The sequence below is a fragment of the Pseudonocardia sp. genome (assembly GCF_050246655.1).
Taxonomy (GTDB): Bacteria; Actinomycetota; Actinomycetes; order Mycobacteriales; family Pseudonocardiaceae; genus Pseudonocardia.
Genome location: NZ_JBFWVQ010000011.1, coordinates 38,820 through 63,322 on the forward strand (window position 1 = coordinate 38,820; position 24,503 = coordinate 63,322).

Consider the following 24,503-nt stretch of genomic DNA (forward strand, 5'->3'; position numbering starts at 1 on the left):
CGGGACCGGCGACTCGCCGCTGCGGGACCGGCGACTCGCGCTGATGAGATCCGCAACTCGCCGCTGCGGGATCCCCAACTCGCCGCGACGAGATGCGCAACTCGCGGGTGGGGCCCCGCCCGCTGACCGCAGGCTCACCCGCCGCGCCCCGTAGGGTTGGACCGTGCTCGTCGCCGTCCCACCTCCGGTCACGGTGCGCGTCCCCGCCAAGATCAACTTGCACCTGGCGGTGGGCCCGCTCCGCGACGACGGCTTCCACGACCTCGTGACGGTCTTCCACGCAGTGAGCCTGTTCGACGACGTCACCGTCGCGAGCGCGGAGGAGCCCGGGATCGAGGTGCACGGCGAGGGTGTCACCGAGGTCCCCGTCGACGAGACCAACCTCGCCTGGCGCGCGGTGCAGCTGCTCGCCGAGCGCGTGGGGCGCACCCCGGACGTCCGCCTCGTGCTGCGCAAGGGCATCCCCGTCGCGGGCGGGATGGCGGGCGGCAGCGCGGACGCCGCCGCGGCGCTCGTGGGCCTGTCGGCGCTCTGGAAGCTCGACCTCACCCGCGACGAGCTGGCCGGGATGGCCGCCGAGCTGGGCAGCGACGTCACGTTCGCGCTCTACGGCGGCACCGCCCTCGGGACGGGCCGGGGTGAGCGGATCGTGCCGGTGCTCGCGCGCCACCCGCAGCACTGGGTGCTCGCGCTGCACCGGAGCGGGCTCCGGACGGCCGCCGTGTACGGGGAGCTGGACCGGCTGCGCGGCGCGGGTGGGTGGGAAGACGTCGAGGAACGCGCCGTCGAGCCGGTGCTGGAGGCCGTCGCGGGCGGTGACGCCCGCCAGCTCGCGCTGTGCCTGGGCAACGACCTGCAGGCCGCCGCCGTCAGCATGGCGCCGGACCTGCGGCGCACCCTGCGGGCCGGGGTCGCCGCCGGGGCGCTCGCCGGGATCGTGTCCGGCTCGGGGCCCACATGCGCGTTCCTGTGCCCGGGCGCGGAGTCGGCGGTCGAGATCGCGGCGGAGCTCGCCGGGGTGGGGGTGTGCCGCACCGTCCGGGTGGCGCACGGGCCCGTCCCCGGCGCGCGGGTGACCGACCAGCACGCCCCCGACCCGCCGCCGAACTGGCCGCCGGTGCGTGCCTGATGGCCGACAACCTCGTCAACCTGGAGAAGGTCACCGCCCACGTCCCCGGTGACGCCTCCCGGGTCCTGCTGGATGCCGTCTCGCTCGGCGTCGAGCGCGGCGACCGGATCGGCGTGGTCGGGCTCAACGGCGGCGGCAAGACGACCCTGCTCGACATCGTCACCGGTGCCCGCAACCCGGACGGCGGTCGCGTGAGCCGCGTCGGCGGGCTGAAGCTCGCGCACCTCGCCCAGGGCGACGACCTGCCCCGCGGCGCCCGGGTCCGCGACGTCGTCCTGGCCGCATGGCGGGGCGCGGCCGACCACGAGTGGGCCGCCGATCCGCGGGTCCGCGACGTCCTGGACGGGCTGGGCATCCGCGACCTGGAGCGGCCCGTCACGGGCCTCTCCGGCGGGGAGAAGCGGCGCGTCGCGCTGGCGGCGACGCTGGTCGGGGAGCCCGATCTCGTCGTACTGGACGAGCCGACGAACCACCTGGATGTCGAGGGCGTCTCCTGGCTCGCCGAGCACCTGCTCGCCCGGCGGTGCGGGGTCGTGGTCGTCACCCACGACCGCTGGTTCCTCGACGCGGTCTGCACGCGCACGTGGGAGGTCGCGAACGGGCGCGTTGAGAGCTACGCCGGCGGCTACGGGGACTGGGTCTTCGCCCGTGCCGAGCGCGCCCGCCAGGCGGACGCCGCCGAGGCCCGCCGCCGCAACCTCGCCCGCAAGGAGCTGGCCTGGCTGCGCCGCGGCCCGCCAGCGCGCACGTCCAAGCCGCGCTACCGCATCGAGGCCGCCGAAGCGCTGATCGCGGACGTCCCGCCGCCGCGCAACGCCGTCGAGCTGCTCGGGTTCGCCACGAACCGGCTCGGCAGGACGGTGCTGGAGCTGGAGGACGCGACCGTCCGCATCGGGTCGCGGGTGCTGCTGGACGACGTCACGTGGCGGCTCGGCCCGGGCGACCGGATCGGGATCGTCGGGGTCAACGGCTCGGGCAAGACGACGCTGCTGCGCGCGCTCACCGGCGAGCGCCCGCTGGACGGCGGACGGCTCGTCCGCGGCTCCACGGTGCAGCTCGCCGAGCTGTCGCAGGAGCTGGTGGAGCTCGGGCGCGGGCCAGGGGCGGACGGCGCAGGGCAGCGGGTGCTGGAGGCGGTCGAGGACGTCGCGCGCCACGTCCGGCTGGGGAAGCTGGAGATGACGGCCTCGCAGGTCCTGGAGCGGCTCGGGTTCCCGGCGGCCCGGCAGTGGACGCCCGTGGGTCGGCTGTCGGGCGGCGAGCGGCGGCGCCTGCAGCTCACCCGGCTGCTCATGGCCGAGCCGAACGTCCTGCTGCTCGACGAGCCCACGAACGACCTGGACGTCGACACGCTCGCGAACCTGGAGGACCTCCTCGACGGCTGGCCGGGCACGCTCGTCGTCGTGAGCCACGACCGCTACCTCGTCGAGCGGGTGTGCGACACGGTCGTCGCGTTGCTCGGCGACGGGAAGATCACGCACCTCCCGGGCGGGATCGAGGAGTACCTGGCCCGCCGCGCGGACGCCGCCGGTGGCGTGCCGGCCGCGCGGACGGGAGCGACGGTCGGCGGGACGCGCCCGGCGGCGCCCGCCGCCCGCGGTGGGGCCGCTCCGCGGCCGGTGTCGGCGTCCGCCGAACAGCGGGCCGCCCGCAAGGAGGCGACCCGCCTCGAACGCCGGCTGGATACGCTCACGGCCCGGGAGAAGGAGCTGCACACCGCGCTCGTCGAGGCCGCCACCGACCCGACGCAGCTGGTGGAGCTGACGAGGCAGCTGGACGAGGTCGTGGCGGAGCGGGACGCCGTCGAGCTGGAGTGGCTGGCGGCCGCCGAGGCCGCCGAGTCCTGAGGCCCGAGACCGGCACGGTCGTCGAGCGGCGCGCAGCACGGCACGATGACGCGATGGCGCTGACCACCGGTTGGGAGCCGGACACACCGGTCGAGGACACCCTGCTGCGGCGGTTCGTGTTCGCGCAGGCCGCGGCGTTCGAGCCCGTGGTGGCGGCCATGGGTGGCGCAGCGTGGCGTACCGACGCCTACGCGGTCGCCGACCTCGGCCGTCCGGCCGGGCTCGGCAACGCGGTGACGCTGCTGCGGCCCCTCCCGCCGGACCCGGAGGACGTGCTCGACGGCATCGAGGCCGCCGTCGGGAGCGGCACCGGCGCGGTGTACCTGCTGTCCGCCTGGCCCACACCCGACCTGCACCCTCGTGGATGGCAGCTCGCCGGGCACCCGCCCATGCACCTGCGCCCGGCCGCACCGCTGCCCGACGCGCTGCCCGTCCCGGGCCTGCGGATCGAGCGGGTGCGCGCCGCCGCGGCGCTGCGGGACGCGGAGCGGGTGATCGTCGACGGCTACCCGTTCGCCGACCTCCAGCCGTACCGGACGGGCGCGTTGTTCGACGAGCGCGTGCTCGGCGCGGGCATGCACCTGGAGGTCGGCTACCTGGACGGTGAGGCCGTGACGGTGGGTTCCCGAACCGAGGCGAACGGGCTCGTGCTGCTCACCCTCGGCACCACGGTGCGCCACGCCCGCCACCGCGGCTGCTGGGCGGCGATGGTGCGGTCCCGGCTCGCGCCGCTGACCGACCGGCTTGCCGTGGCGCTGTTCAGCGACGACTCCCGGCCGGGGGCGGAACGGCTCTTCGGGTTCCTGCCGATCACGCGGTTCACGCTCTGGTTCCGGGCACGGGGCTGAGATCGGGGTCGTAGCGGCACCACAGCCCGGTGCGGACGGTGGCGCGCAGGTGCCTGCCGAGGTCGGGGTGCACCGCGTCGACACGGCGGATCGCGGCCCGGATCCGCCACGTGACGGCGGTGCGGGCCCGCTCCGCCGTCCCGCCGCCGCGGCGGGTGCGCCCGCCGAGCCCGCGGGCCGCGGCGAGCTGGTCCACGAGCAGGTCGAGCTCCAGTCCCGCCGACTCGGCCCGGCCGCGGTCGTGGGCCTCCTCGGCCTCCGAGAGCTCCGCCTGCAGCTCGACGATGCGGGCCTCGTAGCGGCGCCTGGCCTGCGCGTCGAGCACCTCGCCGGTGTCGGGCTGCGTGACCGCCGCGCCGGCCAGCTCGGTGCTGTGCACCTCGCGCCCGGGCCGGGTGAGCAGGGTGTCGAGATCGCGCAGGCCCTTCGCGTCGGCGAGGCGGACGGTCCGGCCGGCGTACGTCAGCGCCCACACCGCGCCCTCGCGCACGATCCCGACCTCCGCCGTGCCGGTGTGGACGGGGGCGGCGGCCGGGGTGTCCCGGTCCGCCGCGAGCGCGAGCTCGCGGCGGGCGAGCGCGACCGCCTCGGGCAGGGTCACCGAGGGCGCATCCACGGGTGCTGCCCCGAGCAGCGGGTCGAGCCAGGCGCGGTCCAGGATCTCGGTCACCGGGGCACGGACCCCGCCCGCCGCGCGGACCAGGGTCGCGCGGGTCGCCGGGCCCGCGAGCACCGCGGCCCAGCGCAGCGTCACCCGCACCTGGGTCGGGTGCCCGATCCGCATGAAGAGGTCGAGCGCGCGGGCGAGCGGGTCGGCGGCCGCGGCGAGATCGCCCCCGACGGTCAGGACGGCGCCGAGCGCGCGGTGTGCCGCTCCTTCGCCGAGCGGGTAGCCGGCCTCCCGGCAGCGGTCGGCCAGCGCGGCGAGCCCGGCACGGGCCGCCGCCGGATCGCTCAAGGCCAGCAGGCAGTTCTGGTGCAGCTCCGCCCAGCAGACGAGCGACGGGGCGCCGAACGCTGCGGCGTCGGCCCGGGCGGCATCGGCCTGCACGCGCGCGTCGTCGAGCCGGCCGAGTGCGGCGAGCACCACCGTCCGCAGTGCCGCCGTCTCGATCGCCCAGCCCGGCTCGCCCTCGGCGGCGGTGAGGGCGAGCACCTCGTCGGCCCGCCGCAGGGCCTCCGCGAGGCGACCGGAGGTCAGGTCGCAGACGACGAGGGTGCGGCGGGCCAGCACGGCGGCGAACCCGTCGTGCGGTGCGGTGAGTGCGCGCGCGGCGAGGGTCGCGGCGGCGTCGAGCTGGTGGAGGGCGAGGCGGGCGAAGGCGGCGACCGCCGCCGTGTCGGCCTCGGCGGGTCCGGGTCGTTCGGTGTTGTCGGTGCCGTCTGTGTTGTCGGTGCCGTCTGTGCCGTCTGTGCCGAACCACCGGGCGAGCGCCGCCTCGGCCAGCTCCGCCACGTGCCGGGCGGGCCCGCTGTGCACGGTGAGCGCGAGGGGACGCAGGAGCGCGACGGCCCTGTGCGGCCCGGCGTCGTGGTCCACGCAGCGCCGGGCCGCGGCGCGCAGGTCGACCTGGACGGTGTGCAGGGCGCGCCAGGCATCGGGCGCGTTCTCCCGCAACCTCCGGTACACGTCGTCCGCGGTCGTGACCAGCGCCTCCACCCAGCGGTCCAGCGCCGCATCGAGGGCGTCGCGTTCGGCAAGGCGGGCCCGGGCGAAGGCGCGCAGCGTGTCCAGCAGGCCGTACCAGCTGCGTCCGTCCTGGCGGCGCGCGGTGAGCATCGACCGGGTGACCAGCAGGTCCAGGTGCCCCACGACCTGCAGCAGCCCCTCCCCGGGATGGCCGGCCACCGCCTGGGCCTGCTCGGCCGTGAAGCGGCCGCCGAACACGCCGAGCCGGTCGAACACCTCGCGGGTCCCACCCGGCAACCGCCCGTACGACCAGCTGATCGTCGCCTCCAGGCTGCGGTGGCGGGCCGGTCCCCGGTCACGCGGGCGGGCCAGGACGTCGAGGCGGTCACGCAGGTGGCCGAGGATCTCGGCCGGCGTGAGGCTCGGGGTGCGCGCGGCGGCCAGCTCGATGGCCAGCGGCAGGCCGTCCAGACGACGGCACAGCTCCGCTGCGGCAGCGTCCGCGGGCAGCTCGACGCCCCGGTCGCGGGCCCGCGCGAGCAGGAGCGCGACGGCGGACGCGCCCGGCAGCGGCGCCAGCGGCAGCACCCGCTCGCCGGGGACGTCGAGGGGCTCGCGGCTGGTGGCGAGCACGCGCACGCCCGGGCAGGCGGCCACGAGCCGGATGGCGACGTCCGCGGCCGCGTCGAGGACGTGCTCGCAGTTGTCCAGGACGAGCTCGTGCCCGCCGTTCGCCCACCCGACGAGCGTCGCCTCGAACGAACCGAATCCCGCGGCCCGGGCGAGCGCGGGCGCGACGTCGTCCGCGTGCTCGACCCGGGCCAGCTCGCACACCGCGGCCGCGGGCGCCGCAGCGTGGGCGAGGGCCGTCTTGCCGACCCCGCCCACACCGGTGACGGTGACGAGCCGGGCCGCCGGGAGCAGCGCGCGCAGCGTTGCCAGCTCGGCGTCCCGGCCCACGAGCACCCCGGCAGTCTCGCGGGTCAGCCGTCCAGCCGGTAGAGCCGGAAGAACCCGGCGTCGACGTCCACCGGCTGCGCACCGGCGAAACCGGCTGCCCGGGCCAGCCCGTCCACGGTGGCGGGTCGCAGCACCGTGCCCAGCGCCGCGGACGGCACCTCGGCCATCGCGGCGGGCAGGCAGTGGGAGACGCTCCAGCCGTACATCATCCGTTCCAGGACGTCCCCGGGCGCGGTGAAGTCGGGCGCGACGTTCTCGTCGGCGACGACCACCGCGCCGCCGTCGGCGAGCGCGGCGCGGCAGGCGGCCAGGACCTCGACCGGCCGGGTCAGGTCGTGCAGGCACTCCAGCAGCAGCACCGCGTCGAACGGGCCGTGGCGGGCGATCTCGGCCGCGTCGGTGACGGCGAACCGGGCCGGGGAGTCCGCCGCGTACACCCTCGCCTCGGTGACGGACGCCTGGTCGCTGTCCAGGCCGAAAACCTCGGCCTGCGGGTACGCCGCCGCCAGCGCGGCGGTCGACCAGCCGTGACCGCAGCCGACGTCCGCGATCCGGGCGCCGGGCGCGGCCAGCCGTGCGTGCAGGTCCGGCATCGCGGGCAGCCAGGTGCCGGTGAGCTCGCGGCGGAAAGCGGGGCGGTTCACCCCGCCCTGGCCGCGCCGGAAGTCCGCGCCGTAGCGGGCGTACGGCACGCCACCGCCGCTGCGGTAGGCGTCGAGCACATCACCGAGCGCGCCCGCGATCCCGATCACCATGTCGGCCAGCGGCGCCACGTGCGCGGGATCGTCGGGGTCGGCGAGTGCTCCCGCGTTCCGGGCGGGCAGCCGGTACCGGCGCTCGCCCGCCGGCGCGCCCGCGTCGTCGACGGTCAGGAACCCGGCCACCGCCTGCTGCTCCAGCCACTCGCGTGCGTACCGCTCGTGGATGCCCGCCGCCGCGGCCAGCTCGTCGCTGGTGAGCGGGCCGCGGTCGCGCAGCGCCCGGTAGAGCCCGAGCCGCGTGCCGAGGTGCACGCCGAACAGCTCCAGGGTGCCGACGGTCGCGTCCACCAGCCGCTCGTCGATGCCCGATGCGCCGGGGACCGCGTCGAGGATCGCGTCGACGAGCACCTCCGGGCCGGTCGTCACGGCCTCGTGGTCCACGCCTGCCATCGTCACGACCCGCCCGTCGACGGCGTCGCGGACGAGCCCGACGCCGATGTGCAGGTCCGGGGGGCTCATGGCGCCCGCCAACAGGACGGTCGGGACGGTCACGGTGGAGTAGCGGGCGGGTTCGAAGGCGAAGGTCCCCACGGTGCGCAGCTCGCGCGGCAGCGTGTGCACGGAGTCCGCCATCGGCTTCCACGCCGCCGGGTCGGAACGCAGCTCGGCGAGCGGTTCGTCGGGCAGACCGACCAGCTCGCGCATCATCAGCGCCGTCGCCTCGTCCCGCTCGCCCGCCGCGACGAGGGCCTCGACGGCCGCGACGAACCCCTCCGGGATCGTCCCCGTGAGGCCGTACGCGGGCTCGTAGAGGGTCAGGGTGGCCAGGTCGCCGGTGCGCCGCGCGGCCTCCAGGGCGACGATGCCGCCGTAGGAGTGCCCGAGCAGGTGAACGGGGCCGCGGAGCGCCTCGACGACGGCGAGCACGTCCTCGGCCTCCCGCTCGACCGCATACGGCGCGACGTCCCCGCTGTCGCCGCGGCCGCGCCGGTCGACGGTGACGACCGTGAAGTGGGCCGCGAGCGCCGGGACGACCGGCGCCCAGTAGGTGCGGTCGCAGACCGAACCGGCAACGAGCAGGAGCTCCGGCCCGGAGCCGGTCCGCTCGAACGTGATCGTGGTGCCGTCCGCGGAACGGACGGTGTGGACGGTGGACATCGGTGCCTCCTTCTGGCGGGCCGGGGTGGTCCCGCGCCCGGGAGGCGTGCGGTCGGACCGCACGATGTGCGGACGCGATGTGAGGATCAGCGCATGGAACTCACGCCGGTACCCGAGGACTGGACCCGCGCGCTCGCCGTCGTCGCCCATCCCGACGACCTGGAGTACGGCGCGGCAGGCGCCATCGCCCGCTGGACCGACCAGGGCAAGGAGGTCGTCTACCTGCTCGCGACCCGCGGCGAGGCCGGGATCGACACCCTCCCGCCCGCCGAGTGTGGCCCGCTGCGGGAGGCCGAGCAGGTCGCCGCCGCCGCCGAGGTCGGGGTGAAGGTCGTCGAGTTCCTCGACCACCCGGACGGCCTGATCGAGTACGGCATCCCGTTGCGCCGCGACATCGCCGCCGCGATCCGCCGCCACCGCCCCGAGATGGTCATCGCGAGCAACCATCACGACACGTTCCCCGGCGGGCACCGCAACATGGCCGACCACGTCGCCGTCGGCCGCGCCGTCCTGGACGCGGTCCGCGACGCCGCCAACCGGTGGCTCTTCCCCGAACTGGGCGACCCGTGGCAGGGGACCCGGTGGACCGCCGTCGCGGCCTCGCCGCTCGCCATGCACGGCGTCGACATCGGAGCGCACTTCGACCGGGCCGTCGCCTCGCTGGCCGCGCACCGCGCCTACCTCGCCGCGCTGTCCGGGGACATGGCCGACCCCGCGCAGTTCCTGCGCGGCCAGGCGGAGCAGGTCGCCGGGCAGATGCCGGGAGCGGCGCTCGCCACCTCCTTCGAGCTGATCCCGGCCTGATCCCTGCTGTCCCGAGGCCCTACCCGGTGCGCCCCGGGGCGCACCGGGCCGGGCCTAGTCTCGGCGCCGTGAACCCTGCCAACCCGTCGACGGCGCACGCCACCGTCGTCGTCGACGAGCTCGTGCGCTGCGGCGTCACCGATGCCGTGCTGTGCCCGGGCTCGCGCAACGCGCCGCTCGCGTTCGCCCTGCACGCCGCCGACGCTGCGGGGCGCCTGCGGCTGCACGTCCGCGTCGACGAGCGCACGGCCGCGTTCCTCGCCCTCGGGCTCGCCGTTCGCTCCGGCAGGCCCGTGCCGGTGTGCACCACCTCGGGCACCGCCGTCGCGAACCTGCACCCCGCGGTGCTGGAGGCATCCCATGCGGGCGTTCCGCTGCTCGTGCTCAGCGCGGACCGCCCGCCGTCCATGATCGGGACGGGGGCGAACCAGACCGTCGTCCAGCCCGGGATGTTCGGCGACGCCGTGCGGCTCGCCGTGAACGCGGGCGACGCTGCCTGGCACGGGGTGTGGCGGTCGCAGGTGTGCCGCGCCGTCGCCGCCTCGACGGGCGCGACGGGGCTGCCGGGGCCGGTGCACATGAACCTCCCCTTCGCCGAGCCGCTCGTCCCGGACGGTGGCGAGGTCCCGTCGGGGCGTCCCGGCGGCGCCCCCTGGACCGCGGTGGCGCCCGTGCGGCGGTCGTCGGCGCCGTTGCCGCTGGACCCGGCCGCGCCGACGCTGATCGTCGCCGGTCACGGGGCGCCGGCGGAGGTCGCGGCCGCCGGAGTGCCGGTGATCGCCGAACCCTCCGCCGCCCCCTGGTCCCGCGAGTTGCGCATCTCGTCAGGCCGTCTTGTCGAATCCATCGGGCCCGGGGTGGTCCGTACTGGCCCGTGGCTGTTGGGCCTGGCCCGCGAGTTGCGCCTCTCGTCGCCGCGAGTTCCGCAATCCGCGGCGGCGAGTTCCGCATTCCGCGGCGGCGAGTTGCGCGTTTCGTCAGACGGGGTGAGCAGCCCGATCGGATCGCTGTGGCCCGCGCAGGTCGTCGTCGCTGGCCGCCCGACGCTGCACCGCGCCGTCCAGCGCCTGCTCGCCGATCCGGAGGTCGCGGTGTACGCCCTGGACGGCCCCGCACCCTGGGCTGACGTCGCGGGCACCGTCCGCGCCGTCGGCTCGCTGCCGCCGCTGCAGCCGCCCGACGAGTGGCTGGCCGGCTGGGAGGCCGCCGACAAGGCCGCCGCCGCGGCGCTCGACGCGGCCCTCGACGACCCCGTCGCCCCGGGAGGCCTGAGGTTGGCTCGCGCGCTCGTCGCCGCGCTCCCCACCGGTGCGCTGCTGACGCTCGGCTCGTCGAACCCGGTGCGGGACGTGTCGCTGGCCGCCGTTCCCCGTCCGGGGCTGACGGTGCTGGCCAACCGGGGGGTCGCGGGCATCGACGGTACCGTCTCGACCGCCTGCGGAGCCGCGCTCGCCCACGACGGCCCCGCCTACGCGCTGCTCGGCGACCTCACACTGCTCCACGACACCACGGGTCTGCTCAGCGGTCCGGAGGAGCCGCGCCCCGACGTCACGCTGGTCGTCCTCAACGACCGCGGCGGCGGCATCTTCGGCCTGCTCGAGCAGGGCGCACCGGAACACGCCGATGCGTTCGAGCGGGTGTTCGGCACCCCGCACGATGTCGATCTCGGCGTGCTGTGCGACGCGTTCGGCGTCACGCACCGGGCGTGCACCGATCTCACCGAGCTGCCCGAGGCGCTGGCCCCCGCTCCAGGCGTGCGGTTGGTCGAGGTCCGGGGGGAGCGGGCGAGGTTACGCGCAGGCCACGCCGCGCTGCGGGCGGCGGTGGCGGCGGCGGTCGTCTGACGAGATGCGCCACTGGTGGGGGCGGGATGCGCAACTCGCGGGACTGCGGGTGGCAGACGTCCTGATGGAATGCGGAACTCGCGGCCGCGGAATGCGGAACTCGCCGCCGCGGAATGCGGAACTCGCGGCCGCGGGATGCGGAACTCGCGGGTCAGCCCACGCCCTCCAGCGCCTCCCGCACCGCCAGGAGCTTCGCCGCCGCCTCGCGCACCTCGACGTCCGGGTCGGACTCCGCGACCACCCCGCACCCGGCGAACAGGCGCGCGAAGTGGCCCTCCAGCTGTGCGCACCGCAGCGCGACGCCGAGCTCACCGTCGCCGCGGGCGTCCACCCAGCCGACGGGGCCCGCGTAGCGCCCGCGGTCCATCCCTTCGAGCTCGTCGATCAGCGCCAGCGCGACCGGCGTGGGCGTGCCGCCGACGGCCGCGGTGGGATGCACGGCGTCCGCGAGCTGCAGGAGTGACGCAGGCGAGCCGGGGTGCAGCCGCCCGCGGACGTCCGTCGCGAGATGGGAGACGTTCTGCAGCGCGAGCACGCGCGGCTCCGGCGGCACCTCCAGGGTCGCGCACAGCGGCCGCAGCGCGGCGGCGAGCGAGTCCACCGCGTAGGCGTGCTCGACGCGGTCCTTGCCGGAGTCCATCAGGCGCTCGGCGAGGTTCTCGGTGCGGCCGTCGGGCCAGACGGTGCCGGCGAGCACCCGCGACTGCACCATGTCGCCGATCCGGCGCACGAGCAGCTCGGGAGTGGCGCCGACCAGGCCGTCCACCGAGTACGCCCAGCAGGTGGGGTAGCGGCGGGCGAGGCCGGCGAGCAGGAAGCGGGCGTCGAGCGGGGTGTCGCCCTGGGCGAAGAGGTCGTGGGCGAGGGCGGCCTTCTTCAGCTCACCCGCCCGCATCCGGGCGACGGCCTCCGCCACGACGGCCCGGTACCGCTGGATGGGAGCGGTGCCGTCGATGTAGCGCAGTGCTCCGCTGCTGCGCACGGGGCGCACCGACCGCACCGCGGACGGGCCGTCTCCGGCGGCGAACTCGGTGACCCAAGCCTGCCCGTCCCGGCGCCCGACGACCACCCGGGGCACGACCAGCACGGATCCCTCGGACTCGGCGCTGAACGTGAAGCTCGCGAACGCCACGGGCCCGGTGCCGGGGCCGCCGACCTCGTCGCGGATGTCCAGGCGGGAGACGAACCGGTGCCACCACGCGTCCGCCCCTCGGATGCGGCTCGCACCCGAGCCGGTGTAGCGGGCGACCTCCCCCCACCCGACGAGGCCGTCCGCCCCGCACACCCAGGACAGGGGGTTGCGGGCGTTCGGGAGCAGGTCCAGCAGGCGCCCCGGATCCTCCACCGGGCGCGTGCGCACGCGCATCGTGAGCGGCGACGGGGCGACGGACACGCTTCGAGGGTAGGAGGTTCGGCGCCGCCCGGGACCGGGGGCCCGGGGAGGTACCGGCCACACCCGTAGACTCGCCGGGGTGTCCGGCCCCCTGCCGCCCGCCGCGGGAACGCTCGACGAGCTCGTCGCCGAGGTGCGCCCGGCGTGGGCGATCGTGCGACGCAGCCTGCCGGAGATCGTGCTGGGTGTCGCCGTCCTGCTGACGGTCCTCGGCGGGCTCGCGCTGGTCGGGGCCGCGATGGACGACGCGACGATCGCGCGCAACCGGGCGGTCGCCACCGCGGAGGTGCTGGACGGCTCGTCCTGGTCGCGGACGCTGGTGCGGTTCACGGCCGCGAGCGGTCAGACGGTGGTGCCGCCGAACGGGGTGTCGTACCCGCGGGGCCTCGTCGCGGGTCAGGCGGTGGCGGTGGAGTACGACGTCACCGATCCCGAGCTGGTGCGCGTTGCCGGCCGCAGCTGGGTGGACGGGATCGCGCCGATGGCGGGCGGGCTCGCCGTCGTGTGGCTCGTCCTGGGCGGGACGGCGCACCTCATCCGGCGGGCGCGTTCCTCGTGATCGGCGATGATCGGCGCGTAGCCATCGCCACCCCGAGCACCGCGACCGCCATCCCGGCGATCGCGAGCCCCCCGAGCGTGTCGCCGAACAGCGCGTACGCCATGAGCGCGGTGATCCCGGGGACGAGGTAGAAGTAGCTGGTCACCTGCGCCGCGGCACCCCGGCGGAGCATGAGGAACAGCAGCGAGACGCCGCCGCCGGTGAGTACGAGGACCGACCAGGCGAGCGCGCCGAACAGCTCCGGCGTCCAGTCGAACCGGAACGTCTCGAAGGCCAGCACGAACGGCACCGTGACGGCGATCGACGCCGCGAACTGGACGACCTGCCCGGTGCGCAGGTCGAACTGCGGGCAGAAGCGCTTCTGGTAGAGGGTGCCGATGGTGATCGTGAGCAGGGCGAGCACGGTGCAGCCGAGCGTGAACGCCGTGACGCCGGTGGTGGTGAGCCGCTCGGCGACCACGAGCACCACGCCGAGGAAGCCGAGCACCAGGCCGGTGACCTGCAGCTTCCCGAGCCGCTCGCCGATCATCGCGGCGAAGGCGGCCGTGAGGACCGGCTGCAGGTTCACCACGAGGGCCGCGACCGCCGCGGGCATGCCGTGCGCCACCGCCACCCACACGCCACCGAGGTAGCCCGCCTGGATGCCGACGCCGGCGACGGCGAGATGCAGGATCGACCGCCCGCGCGGCCAGGGCGCCCGGAACGCGAGCGCCAGCACGCCCATCAGCGCGACGACGCACGTGTAGCGCAGCACGAGGAAACCGAGCGGTTCGGCGTGCGGTGCGGCGTACTTGGCGACGACGAAGCCGGACGCCCAGATCACCACGAACAGGAACGGCGTCGCCCTGACGGCCAGCGTGGGCGCCGGGGTCTGCGTCGTTGCGGTCGGTGCGATGACCCGACGTTACGTCGCGACCGCGGCGCGCCACCAGCCCAGCACGGTGTCGAGCGCCGCCGGCCGGGCCACGACGAGCGGACCGGACGGCAGCGGGTCGGGCCGCCCGTCCGCGTCGGTGACCTCGGCACCGGACTCCCCGGCCAGGCACAGCGCGGCGGCGACGTCGCTCTCGCGGTGGGTGTCGACGACCGCCGCGGCGGCGTGGCCGAGCGCGACCTGCGTGATCGCCAACGCCGCCGAGCCGACGACCCGGGCCCGCGGCCCGGCCGCCCGCAGCAGACCGGGCGCGGCGGGTCCCGCGACCTCGCAGCAGACGGGTCCGCCCGGGCTCTCGCGTTCCGCGGGACGCACCACCACACCGTTGGCGCGCATCCCGCGCCCGCGCGCGGCGGCGTAGATCTGCGCGCGGCCCGGGTCGGCGATCACACCGACGACGGGTCCTGCGGCGTCGACCAGCGCGATGCCGAAAGCGCACCAGCCGAACCCCGAGACGTGGTTCGCGGTGCCGCAGCGGGTGTCGCCGGGCCCGCCGACGACCCAGCGGTACGGGCACGGTTCGGCAGCGTCAGGGACGCGGCCGACCACCGGCACGGCCCCGAACTCGGCGGCGAGCACGCGACGGGTGTGCCGCTCCAGGGTCCGGTCGGTCTGGGTGATCCAGTCGAACGGGTACTCGCCCGCGCTGCGCCCGAGCGTCGCCGTGATCACCTCGGCGGCGTCGTTGGCGAGCCGGCCCGCGATCTCGAGGGCGCGGGAGAGCAGGGCGGGGTCCACCGGTGGTGCCGGGGGGACGGTGGCGGGCACGGAGGGCGCGGGCACGGGATCCAGGGTCACCGCGGCCGATGACTCGGCGGCGACCCGCAGGTGACGTGTCGCGGATCACCGCGGCAACACGCGCTGCGCGAGCGTGCCCGGCCCCGGGTGCGGTGAGTGGGCGGTGGGGTGACGGCCCGGGTTGGTGTGAGTGGCCGGGTGGGCGGTGGGGTGACGGCCCGGGTGCTGCGGTCTGCGGCGCGTGGACTGCACGGGTTCCCCGGCGGCCGCGAGTCCCCATCGGTTCCGGACGGAGGAACCAGCGGCCTCGCAGAGCTCCGGGACGCTTCGCAGAGGCTGCAGCACCTGCGAGGCGTACCGAACCTCTGCGAGGCGGGGCGGGGGCGCCTGCGAGGCGTGCGCGATCCCTGCGAGGCCGGCATCGGCGCCCTGCGAGGCGTGCGCGATCTCTGCGAGGCCGGGGATCGGCGCCCTGCGAGGGGTGCGCGATCTCTGCGAGGCTGGGACCGGCGCCCTGCGAGGGGTGCGCGATCCCTGCGAGGCTGGGACCGGCGCCCTGCGAGGAGGGGCCTGCCTCTGCGAGGTGTCCCCATGCGGTGGGGGGCCGCCCGCCACCTGACGGCGCCGGACCGCGGAAGCGGCGGGATGCAGGCAGGAGATACGAGATGCCGGGCAGGAGATTCCGGCGGGGGCGCCGGGGATCCGCAGGGAACGGTCGGGAGTCGCGGCGCCGGGGGTGGGGTGCCGGGGATGTGGTGACGCCCGGAGAGCAGCAGCGGCGCCGGGGGAGGCTGCCGGGGATCTGCGGTTACTCCCGGGCCGAGCGGAGCCCGCACCCCTGCCCGGGGCCAGCCCCGGGAGCACCGGCGGCCGGGCCAAAGAACGCCGGCGAGCCAGCACGTGCTGTTGGCCGCCTGTTCCGCGACCTGTCAGGTCACCGACCGTCCCAGGGCGGCTGCGCGGGGCAGGTTCCCCCCGTGCGTGTCGCGATCGTGTCCGAGTGCTTCCTGCCCGTCGTGAACGGCGTCACGAACTCGATCCTGCGGGTGCTGGAACACCTGTCCACGCGGGGCCACGAGGCGTTGGTGATCGCCCCGGGCGCCGACGGCGAGCATGCGGGCGTGCCCGTCGTGGGGGTGCCTGCGGTCGAGCTGCCGGTGGTCAACTCGATGCCGGTCGGGGTGCCGAGCCGCCGCGTGCTGCGGACGCTGCGCGCGTTCCGGCCGGACGTGGTGCACCTGGCCGCGCCGTTCGTCGTCGGGCACCGGGGTCTGGTCGCGGCGCGGCGGCTGCGGATCCCGACCGTCGCGGTCTACCAGACCGACGTCGCCGGCTTCGCCTCCTCCTACGGCCTCGGCCTGACGGCCCGCGCGGCCTGGCGCTGGACGTGCCGCCTGCACGCCCAGGCCGACCGCACCCTCGCCCCGTCCAGCTGGGCCACCGCCGCGCTGCGCGAGCGGGGCGTGCCGCGGGTGCACCGGTGGGGCCGTGGCGTCGACACCCGCCGGTTCACCCCGTCGAAGCGTGACGAGCGGCTTCGCGCCGAGCTGGCCCCGAACGGCGAGGTCCTCGTCGGGTACGTGGGACGTCTTGCGCCGGAGAAGCAGGTCGAGCGGCTGGCCGCGCTCGCCGGGACACGCGGGATCCGGGTCGTCGTGGTCGGCGACGGGCCGAGCGCCGCACGGTTGCGGGCCGAGCTGCCGGGGGCGGCGTTCCTCGGCTTCCGCGACGGCGACGACCTCGCCCGGGTCTACGCCTCGCTGGACGTGTTCGTGCACACCGGGCCGTCGGAGACGTTCTGCCAGGCCGTGCAGGAGGCGCTCGCGTCGGGCCTGCCGGTGGTCGCGCCGGACGCGGGCGGGCCGCGCGACCTCGTCCTGCCCGGACGCACCGGTTTCCTGGTGCCCCCGCGGCCGGACGACGGTGACGACGCGGGCGTCCGGGCCGCCGACGACGCCCTGTGCGGGGCCGTCGAGGTGTTGCTGGACCCGCAGGTCCGGACCCGGTTCGGTCAGGCGGCGCGCCGCTCGGTGCTGCGTCGGACCTGGTCCACCGTGTGCGACGAACTGCTCGTCCACTACGGAGCCGTGATCGCCGATCCGCTCGTCCCCGCGCGACGCGAGTCGTGGTGGACCGACACCTGGGCCGGCGCCCCGGCACCGACGGACCGGGCCGCCTGAGCCGTGCGCATCGTCCAGCTCGCGAACTTCTACGGCCCCCGCTCGGGTGGGCTGCGCACCGCGCTGCACCACCTCGGTGCGGGGTACGCGCAGCGGGGCCACGAGGTCGTGCTCGTCGTTCCCGGCCCCCGCGGCACCGACGAGGAGCTGCCCGGCGGGATCCGCCGCGTGACGATCGCCGCGCCTCGGCTGCCCGCCACCGGCGGCTACCGGGCCGTCGATCCGTGGCGGGTGCAGCGGCTGCTCTCGGCGCTGCGGCCGGACGCGATCGAGGTCTCCGACCGGCTCACCCTGCGCGGGCTGGGCGCCTGGGCGGCCCGGCGCGGGCTGCCCGGGGTCGTGATCTCCCACGAGCGGCTCGACCGGCTGCTCAGCCAGTTCCTCCTGCCCTCGGGTGCCGCCCGCCGGGTCGCGGACGTCGCCAACGCGCGGATGGCCGCCGCGTACGACACCGTCGTGTGCACGACGGCGTTCGCCCGCGCGGAGTTCGACCGCATCGGTGCGGCCAACGTCGCCCAGGTACCCCTCGGCGTCGACCTCAGCACGTTCTCCCCGCGACACCGCGACGAGGACCTGCGCGAACACCTCTCCGCGGGCGCCGAGAGCCTGCTCGTGCACGCGGGACGCCTCTCGCCGGAGAAGCATCCCGAGCGCAGCATCGACACGGTCGCGGCCCTGCACCGCGCGGGCGCGAGTGTCCGGCTCGTCGTCGCGGGCGACGGGCCGCGGCGTCCCTCGCTGCAGCGCCGCGCCGTCGGGCTACCGGTGACGTTCCTCGGCTTCGTCCCGGACCGCGCCCGGCTCGCGGCGCTGCTCGCCTCGGCGGACGTTTCGCTCGCTCCCGGCCCGCACGAGACGTTCGGGCTCTCGGCGCTGGAGGCTCTGGCCAGCGGGACGCCGGTGGTGGTGTCGCGTTCGTCGGCGTTGCCGGAGATCGTCCGCCCCGAGTGCGGCGCGGCCGCCGCGGACTCACCCGCCGCGTTCGCCGCAGGCGTGACGACCCTGCTCGCCGCGGACGAGGGGCTTCGCCGGGCGGCCGCGCGGGCGCGGGCCGAGCAGTTCGGCTGGCCGGCGTCGGTGGACCGGATGCTCGTGGCGTTGCGCAGCTGCTGAGGCCGGCCGCGCGCCCGCCCGGCAGGCAGCGGGCCCGGGAGGTGCGCCGGCGGGACGGACACGGTCGGTCGGCACACGGTCACCTCCCGTACCGATTGCTCCGGCCGGTCCGGCGTAGCGTGCTCGTCGTGAGCCGCGCCGACCTCGACAAGAACCCCCGCGACGTCGCCGCGATGTTCGACGGCGTCGCCCGCCGCTACGACCTCACCAACACCGTGCTCACCGGTGGGATGGACCGCCGTTGGCGCACGCTCACCCGGGCGGCGCTGCAGGTGCGCCCGGGGGACCGGGTACTCGACCTCGCTGCCGGTACCGCCGTGTCCACCGTCGAGCTGGCCCGGTCGGGGGCGTGGTGCGCGGCCGCGGACTTCTCGCTGGGGATGCTCCGCGCGGGCGCGCACCGGAGCGTGCCGAAGGTGGCGGCGGACGCGCTGCACCTGCCGTTCGTGGACGGCGCCTTCGACGCGGTGACGATCTCGTTCGGCCTGCGCAACGTCGCCGACCCCGACCAGGCCCTGCGCGAGCTGGCCCGGGTGACGCGGCCGGGCGGGCGGCTGGTCGTGTGTGAGTTCTCCACGCCGACCTGGACGCCGTTCCGGGTGGCGTACCACGCGGGCCTGGAACGGATACTGCCCGCGGTGGCGCAGCGGGTGTCGAGCAATCCGGAGGCCTACCGCTACCTGGGCGAGTCGATCCGGGCCTGGCCGGACCAGGCCGCGCTCGCGGCGCGCATCGGTGCCGCGGGCTGGACGAAGGTGGCGTGGCGCAACCTCACCGGCGGCGCCGTGGCGCTGCACCGCGCGCGCCGCCCCTGAACGGCCCCCGCCCTCCGCCCCGCCCACCCCCGCCCTCCGCGCGAACGGCCCGATCGGGAGATCCCATTTCCCATCTGGGCCGTTCGCGGCCCCGCCGGCGGCCGCGCCCGCCCGCCGGCGGCCGCGCCCGCCCGCCGGCGGCCGCGGCGGCCCCGACGCGCCCCGCCCGCGGCGCCCCCGCGCGCACGTCGGGTCCGCCGATCGGCCCCGTACACTCGGGCCGACTTCGTGAACGCGTTCACAAGGAGCCCGCATTGCCCAGCCCCACCACCTCCGACGGCAGCCCCGACGGCAGCCCCGACGGCAGCCCCGACGGCACCGCGGACGTCCTCGTCGTCGGCGCAGGCCCCGCCGGCTCCACCGCTGCCACGTACCTGGCCCGTGCGGGGCTCGACGTCCTCCTGCTGGAGAAGTCGACCTTCCCGCGCCCCAAGGTGTGCGGGGACGGGTTCACCCCGCGTGGCATGAAGCAGCTCATCGACGTGGGCATCGACTGCTCGGAACGCAACGGCTGGCTGCACAACAAGGGTCTGCGCGTCGTCGGCGGCGGGGTGACGCTGGAGCTGGACTGGCCGACGCTCGCCACGTTCCCGAACTTCGGTGCCGTCCGCCCGCGCCAGGACTTCGACGAGATGATGGCCCGCCACGCCGAGAAGGCGGGCGCGCGCCTGCACGAAGGCACGACGATCACCGAGGCGGTGGTCGAGCGCGGCCGCGTCGTCGGGGCGAGCGGCCACGCAGGCAAGGGCCGCGACAAGCGGCCGGTGACGTTCCGGGCACCGCTCACGCTGGCCTGCGACGGCGTGTCGGCGCGGCTGGCGCTGAGCCTGGGCATGGCCAAGCGCGAGGACCGGCCGATGGGGGTCGCCGTCCGCCGCTACTACAACTCCCCGCGCACCCACGACGACTACCTCGAGAGCCACCTGGAGCTGTGGGACCGCTCGGATCCCGCGAACCCGAAGCTCCTGCCCGGCTACGGCTGGATCTTCGGCATGGGCGACGGCACGTCCAACGTCGGGCTCGGGATCCTCTCCACCACCAAGGCCTACGGCAACACGGACTACCGCAAGCTGCTGCGCTCCTGGCTGGACGGCACGCCGGAGGAGTGGGGCTACCGCGACGAGAACGCGGTCGGCCCGGTGGGCGGCGCGGCGCTGCCGATGGGCTTCAACCGCGTGCCGCACTACCGGCCCGGCATGCTGCTGGTCGGTGACGCGGGCGGCATGGTGAACCCGTTCAACGGCGAGGGGATCGCCTACGCGATGGAGTCGGCGTCGATCGCGGCGCGGTGCGCCGTCCAGGCGCTGGCCCGCTCCGGCGCAGCGCGGGAGGCGGCGCTCGCCTACTACCCGCAGGCGATGAGCCAGGCGCTGGGCGGCTACTACCGGATCGGCAACGCGTTCTCGAAGCTGATCGGCAACCCGGCGATCATGGGCCTCGCGACGAAGCACGGGCTGCCGCGGAAGACCCTAATGCGCTTCATCCTCAAGCTGCTGGCCAACCTGTACGACCCCAAGGACGGTCACCTGTCGGACCGCGTCATCACCGCGATGACGCGCCTTGCGCCGAGCGTCTGACGCGTCGAGTTGCCCGTGGCGTGCGGGTTTTACCCGTACGTGGCGCCGAACCGACCTCCGGCAGCGCCCAGTAGGCGCCCCGGGCTCGTGAAAGACTTCACAAGGCGGCATGATGGTGCCCGCCCGAGACCACCACCTCGGCCCTCACGCTCCGTGGCGCGAACCGACGGCGCTGGTCACGGGTACCGGACGTGCCGAAGTTAGGCATGCCTGACTCCGGCCGGGGCCGGCGGCGCACTAGATTTCCGCACGCCGGCACGGCGACGACCGCGACGACCACGACAAGGGTGATGAGGTTGCTCGATCCCTACCTCCCGCTGGTGCTGATGTTCGCGCTGGCCGCGGCGTTCGCGCTGTTCTCGGTGGCGAGCGCGCCGCTGATCGGCCCGCGTCGGTACAACCGCGCGAAGCTCGACGCCTACGAGTGCGGCATCGAGCCCTCGCCGCAGCCCGTCGTGGGCGGCGGTCGCATGCCGGTGGCGTACTACCTCACCGCGATGCTGTTCATCCTGTTCGACATCGAGATGGTCTTCCTCTACCCGTTCGCGGTGACCGCGGACGCCCTGGGCCTGTTCGGGCTGGTGGAGATCGTGCTGTTCATCGTGACCGTCGGCTTCGCCTACATCTACGTGTGGCGCCGCGGCGGATTGGACTGGAACTGATGGGACTCGAGGAGCACCTCCCCAACGGCGTCCTGCTCTCGAACGTCGAGAAGCTGGTCAACTGGACGCGCAAGTCCTCGCTGTGGCCCGCCACCTTCGGGCTGGCGTGCTGCGCCATCGAGATGATGACCACCGGCGCGCCGCGCTACGACCTGGCGCGCTTCGGTATGGAGGTCTTCCGCGCCTCCCCCCGGCAGGCCGACCTGATGATCGTCGCCGGCCGGGTGAGCAACAAGATGGCGCCCGTGCTGCGCCAGATCTACGACCAGATGCCCGAGCCCCGCTGGGTGCTCGCCATGGGCGTCTGCGCCAGCTCGGGCGGGATGTTCAACAACTACGCGGTCGTGCAGGGCGTCGACCACGTCGTCCCGGTGGACATGTACCTGCCCGGCTGCCCGCCGCGGCCGGAGATGCTCATCGACGCGATCCTGAAGATCCACGCCAAGATCATGGACGAGCCGCTCGGCCCGAAGCGGGCCGCGGCCCTCGCGGAGAGCGGCTACCACACGCCGCTCGTGCCGTCGTCGGTGAAGTACGCGCCGAAGAAGCTGCGCGAGGAGCGGGAGCAGGCGGCTCTCATGCAGGGGGGTGACGGAGCGTGAGCGCGGGCGGCAACGGGACCGGCAAGCCCACCACCGGAGGCGAGCAGTCGTCGGCCGACCGCGGCGGGCAGGACACCCCGGACGGCGGGAACGCGCAGGCGGGCACGCCGGAGCAGGCGGGCGGCGACCTGGTCGCGGCCGAGGGCGGCACCCGGATGGTGGCGCCCCCGGCGCGCTCGCGCACGGGCATGTTCGGTGTCTCCGGCTCGGGCGACACGTCCGGGTTCGGCGGGCTGCGGCTGCCCGGCTACGCGCCGGCGCCCGCCGAGCGGCCCTACGGCGGCTGGTTCGACGATCTCGCGGACGATCTCACGGACGCCCTGGCCGAGCAGGGGCTCGCCGGCGAGGTGCAGCAGGTCACGGTCGACCGCGGCGAGATCACGTTCTACGTGGCACGGGAGCGGCTCCTGGAGCTGTGCCGCACACTGCGCGACGACGAGGCGCTGCGTTTCGAGCTCTGCTCCAGCGTCTCGGGCGTCGACTACGGGGCGGACGTGCCGCAGCGGCTGCACGTCGTCTACCACCTGCTGTCGATGACCTACCGGCGCCGCATCCGGCTGGAGGTCGCCGTCGACGTCGACGACGCGCACGTCCCCAGCATCGTCGAGGTCTACCCGACGGCGGACTGGCACGAGCGCGAGACGTGGGACATGTTCGGCGTGGTCTTCGACGGCCACCCGGGGCTGACCCGCATCCTCATGCCGGACGACTGGGACGGCCATCCCCAGCGCAAGGACTACCCGCTCGGCGGGATTCCGGTGGAGTACAAGGGGGCGGAGATCCCGCCGCCCGATCAGCGGAGGTCGTACACGTGACGCGTCCGGCAGCGCCCGCTTCGGAGCGCCTCACCACCGAGGGGCCCGTCTACACCGTCACCGGCGGGGACTGGGACACCCTCATCGACGAGGAGCACGACGACCGCATCGTCATCAACATGGGCCCGCAGCACCCGTCCACGCACGGGGTGCTGCGGCTGGTGCTGGAGCTCGAGGGCGAGACGGTGACGCAGGCCCGGTCGGTGATCGGGTACCTGCACACGGGCATCGAGAAGAACTGCGAGTTCCGCACCTGGACCCAGGGCGTCACGTTCGTGACGCGGATGGACTACCTCGCGCCGCTGTTCAACGAGACCGCCTACTGCCTCGCCGTGGAGAAGCTGCTCGGCGTCGAGGCGCCGCGGCGGGCGACGATCGGGCGGGTCCTGCTCATGGAGCTGACCCGGATCGGCTCGCACCTGGTGTGCCTGGCCACCGGAGGCATGGAGCTGGGCGCGCTCACCGGCATGACGGCCGGGTTCCGCGAGCGTGAGGAGGTGCTCCACCTCATGGAGTTCCTCACCGGCCTGCGGATGAACAACGCCTTCGTCCGGCCGGGCGGGCTCGCGCAGGACTTCCCGGACGGCTGGCACCAGCGGGTCGTCGACTTCGTCGCGCTGATGCGCGAGCGCCTGCCCGACTACGACCGGCTCCTCACCGTGCAGCCGATCTGGCGCGAGCGGATGGAGGATGTCGGGTTCCTGCCGGTCGACGGCTGCCTTGCGCTCGGCGCCACCGGCCCGATCCTGCGCAGCGCTGGCCTGCCGTGGGACCTGCGCAAGGTCGAGCCGTACTGCGGCTACGAGGAGTACGACTTCGAGGTCCCGGTGGCCACCGAGGCCGACTGCTACGCCCGGTTCCGCGTGCGCCTGCAGGAGATCCACGAGTCGCTGAAGATCATCGAGCAGGCCGCGGAGAAGATGAAGGACGCTCCGGGCCCGGTGATGGTCGAGGACAAGAAGATCGCCTGGCCGGCGCAGCTCTCGATCGGCGCGGACGGGATGGGCAACACCCTCGAACACGTCCGCAAGATCATGGGCCAGTCGATGGAGTCGCTGATCCACCACTTCAAGCTGGTCACCGAGGGCTTCTCGGTGCCGGCCGGTCAGGTGTACGTGGCGGTGGAGTCGCCGCGCGGCGAGCTCGGCTACCACCTCGTCTCCGACGGCGGGACCCGGCCGCTGCGGGTGCACGTGCGCGAGCCCAGCTTCGTGAACCTGCAGACGATGCCGGCGATGAGCGAGGGCGGCATGGTCGCGGACGTCATCGCGGCCGTCGCGTCGATCGACCCCGTGATGGGTGGTGTGGACCGATGACCCTCCCGGAGGGCAACCCCGAGATGAACGCCCCGGCCCCGGTGGCGCCGGAGGAGGTGGTCTGGGGCGGCCCCGCGCAGCAGAGCCCCGCGCCGCCGGTGTTCGACGAGCTCACCCGGCAGCGGGTCAAGGAGATCATCGCCCGCTACCCGCAGTCCCGCTCGGCGCTGCTGCCGCTGCTGCACCTGGTGCAGTCGGTCGAGGGCCACGTCAGCCAGGACGGCATCCGGTACTGCGCCGAGGCGCTGGAGCTGACCACCGCCGAGGTCTCGGCGGTCGCGACGTTCTACACGATGTACAAGCGCACCCCGTGCGGCGAGCACCTCGTGAGCGTCTGCACGAACACGCTGTGCGCGGCGCTGGGCGGCGACGCCGTCTACGCGCGGCTGAAGGACAAGCTCGGGGTCGGCCACGAGGAGACGGCGGGGGAGCCCGGCAGCACCGGCTCGATCACGCTGGAGCACGCCGAGTGCCTGGCGGCCTGCGACTTCGCACCCGTGATCCAGGTCAACTACGAGTATTTCGACAACCAGGACGTCGACTCGGCCGAGGAGCTCGTGAACGCGCTGCAGCGGGGCGAGAAGCCGCACCCCACACGCGGTGCGCCGCTGACCGACTTCCGCACCGTCGAGCTGGAGCTGGCGGGGATCTTCCCGGACCTCGACGCGAGCGTCGCCGGGTCGTCGCTGGCGCCGGAGACGTTGCGGGGCACCGAGCTCGCGGCCGAGCGGGGCTGGTCCGCCCCGGCGATGCCCGAGAACCCGCCCGCCCTCCCGGAGAAGAGCACATGATCCCGCCGGCAACGTCGTCGTCCGGCGCACCGCGGTGCCGCCGACCCGGCCCGCGCCCGGCCGCGACGAGCGAATCGAGGAGCTGAC

20 protein-coding genes are annotated in these 24,503 nt (G+C 75.2%); 15 read left to right on the top strand and 5 right to left on the bottom strand.

The window, feature by feature from the left end; genetic code table 11:
* Positions 1–163: 163 nt before the first annotated feature.
* The 3 genes from AB7J25_RS06250 to AB7J25_RS06260 are packed head-to-tail and all read left to right on the top strand — an operon-like array spanning position 164 to position 3,824.
* Positions 164–1,129 carry a 4-(cytidine 5'-diphospho)-2-C-methyl-D-erythritol kinase gene (locus AB7J25_RS06250; RefSeq protein WP_428505991.1) on the top strand — a complete coding sequence of 322 codons (966 nt, stop codon included), beginning with the start codon at positions 164–166 and terminating at the stop codon, positions 1,127–1,129.
* On the top strand, positions 1,129–2,976 hold the full coding sequence (locus AB7J25_RS06255; protein ID WP_428505993.1) for an ABC-F family ATP-binding cassette domain-containing protein: 1,848 nt from the start codon (positions 1,129–1,131) through the stop codon (positions 2,974–2,976). The genes AB7J25_RS06250 and AB7J25_RS06255 overlap by 1 nt, the downstream gene beginning before the upstream one ends.
* 53 nt (positions 2,977–3,029) lie before the next feature.
* A complete protein-coding gene (locus AB7J25_RS06260) occupies positions 3,030–3,824 on the top strand; it encodes a hypothetical protein (RefSeq protein WP_428505995.1) in 795 nt (264 codons plus the stop codon).
* Here the strand turns inward: AB7J25_RS06260 and AB7J25_RS06265 are convergent.
* On the bottom strand, positions 3,796–6,420 hold the full coding sequence (locus AB7J25_RS06265; RefSeq protein ID WP_428505997.1) for an ATP-binding protein: 2,625 nt from the start codon (positions 6,418–6,420) through the stop codon (positions 3,796–3,798). The two genes, AB7J25_RS06260 and AB7J25_RS06265, sit on opposite strands and share 29 nt — an antisense overlap.
* A 17-nt stretch (positions 6,421–6,437) precedes the next feature.
* Positions 6,438–8,273 (bottom strand): alpha/beta fold hydrolase, encoded by a 1,836-nt coding sequence (locus tag AB7J25_RS06270; protein WP_428505999.1) that lies wholly within the window; start codon positions 8,271–8,273, stop codon positions 6,438–6,440.
* A 93-nt stretch (positions 8,274–8,366) separates the two neighbouring features.
* Here AB7J25_RS06270 and AB7J25_RS06275 point away from each other — a divergent pair, with 93 nt between their 5' ends.
* Positions 8,367–9,077 carry a PIG-L deacetylase family protein gene (locus AB7J25_RS06275; RefSeq protein WP_428506001.1) on the top strand — a complete coding sequence of 237 codons (711 nt, stop codon included), beginning with the start codon at positions 8,367–8,369 and terminating at the stop codon, positions 9,075–9,077.
* A gap of 68 nt (positions 9,078–9,145) precedes the next feature.
* Positions 9,146–10,921, top strand: a complete 1,776-nt coding sequence (menD, locus tag AB7J25_RS06280) for a 2-succinyl-5-enolpyruvyl-6-hydroxy-3-cyclohexene-1-carboxylate synthase (RefSeq protein ID WP_428506003.1) — start codon at positions 9,146–9,148, stop codon at positions 10,919–10,921.
* Between the two features lie 151 nt (positions 10,922–11,072).
* On the opposite strand, the gene AB7J25_RS06285 is transcribed toward menD, so the two are convergent.
* Positions 11,073–12,314 (bottom strand): isochorismate synthase, encoded by a 1,242-nt coding sequence (locus AB7J25_RS06285; RefSeq protein ID WP_428506005.1) that lies wholly within the window; start codon positions 12,312–12,314, stop codon positions 11,073–11,075.
* Between the two features lie 79 nt (positions 12,315–12,393).
* Here AB7J25_RS06285 and AB7J25_RS06290 point away from each other — a divergent pair, with 79 nt between their 5' ends.
* Positions 12,394–12,873: a DUF3592 domain-containing protein gene (locus AB7J25_RS06290; protein ID WP_428506007.1), complete on the top strand. Its 480-nt coding sequence runs from the start codon at positions 12,394–12,396 to the stop codon at positions 12,871–12,873.
* Here AB7J25_RS06290 and AB7J25_RS06295 read toward each other — a convergent pair.
* Both AB7J25_RS06295 and AB7J25_RS06300 read right to left on the bottom strand, forming a co-directional pair.
* The gene (locus AB7J25_RS06295; RefSeq protein WP_428506009.1) at positions 12,848–13,699 is read right to left on the bottom strand and encodes a DMT family transporter; all 852 of its coding nucleotides are present in this window, start codon (positions 13,697–13,699) and stop codon (positions 12,848–12,850) included. The genes AB7J25_RS06290 and AB7J25_RS06295 overlap by 26 nt on opposite strands.
* Positions 13,700–13,777: 78 nt before the next feature.
* Positions 13,778–14,590 (bottom strand): inositol monophosphatase family protein, encoded by an 813-nt coding sequence (locus AB7J25_RS06300; RefSeq protein ID WP_428506011.1) that lies wholly within the window; start codon positions 14,588–14,590, stop codon positions 13,778–13,780.
* 932 nt (positions 14,591–15,522) lie between these two features.
* Here AB7J25_RS06300 and AB7J25_RS06305 point away from each other — a divergent pair.
* From AB7J25_RS06305 to nuoE, 9 genes are all read left to right on the top strand, one after another.
* Positions 15,523–16,725 carry a glycosyltransferase family 4 protein gene (locus AB7J25_RS06305; RefSeq protein ID WP_428506012.1) on the top strand — a complete coding sequence of 401 codons (1,203 nt, stop codon included), beginning with the start codon at positions 15,523–15,525 and terminating at the stop codon, positions 16,723–16,725.
* Positions 16,726–16,728: 3 nt separating this feature from the next.
* On the top strand, positions 16,729–17,838 hold the full coding sequence (locus AB7J25_RS06310; protein ID WP_428506014.1) for a glycosyltransferase: 1,110 nt from the start codon (positions 16,729–16,731) through the stop codon (positions 17,836–17,838).
* A 128-nt stretch (positions 17,839–17,966) separates the two neighbouring features.
* A complete protein-coding gene (locus AB7J25_RS06315; protein ID WP_428506016.1) occupies positions 17,967–18,653 on the top strand; it encodes a demethylmenaquinone methyltransferase in 687 nt (228 codons plus the stop codon).
* Between the two features lie 254 nt (positions 18,654–18,907).
* On the top strand, positions 18,908–20,230 hold the full coding sequence (locus AB7J25_RS06320; RefSeq protein WP_428506018.1) for a geranylgeranyl reductase family protein: 1,323 nt from the start codon (positions 18,908–18,910) through the stop codon (positions 20,228–20,230).
* A 290-nt stretch (positions 20,231–20,520) separates the two neighbouring features.
* Positions 20,521–20,892, top strand: coding sequence for an NADH-quinone oxidoreductase subunit A (locus AB7J25_RS06325; protein WP_428506020.1), 372 nt, complete (start codon positions 20,521–20,523; stop codon positions 20,890–20,892).
* Positions 20,892–21,494, top strand: coding sequence for a NuoB/complex I 20 kDa subunit family protein (locus tag AB7J25_RS06330; protein ID WP_428506022.1), 603 nt, complete (start codon positions 20,892–20,894; stop codon positions 21,492–21,494). The genes AB7J25_RS06325 and AB7J25_RS06330 overlap by 1 nt, the downstream gene beginning before the upstream one ends.
* Positions 21,495–21,622: 128 nt before the next feature.
* Positions 21,623–22,309, top strand: coding sequence for an NADH-quinone oxidoreductase subunit C (locus AB7J25_RS06335; RefSeq protein WP_428506097.1), 687 nt, complete (start codon positions 21,623–21,625; stop codon positions 22,307–22,309).
* On the top strand, positions 22,306–23,625 hold the full coding sequence (locus AB7J25_RS06340) for an NADH-quinone oxidoreductase subunit D (RefSeq protein ID WP_428506024.1): 1,320 nt from the start codon (positions 22,306–22,308) through the stop codon (positions 23,623–23,625). Before AB7J25_RS06335 ends, AB7J25_RS06340 begins: the two co-directional genes overlap by 4 nt.
* The gene (gene nuoE / locus AB7J25_RS06345) at positions 23,622–24,416 is read left to right on the top strand and encodes an NADH-quinone oxidoreductase subunit NuoE (protein WP_428506026.1); all 795 of its coding nucleotides are present in this window, start codon (positions 23,622–23,624) and stop codon (positions 24,414–24,416) included. Before AB7J25_RS06340 ends, nuoE begins: the two co-directional genes overlap by 4 nt.
* Positions 24,417–24,503: the final 87 nt, after the last annotated feature.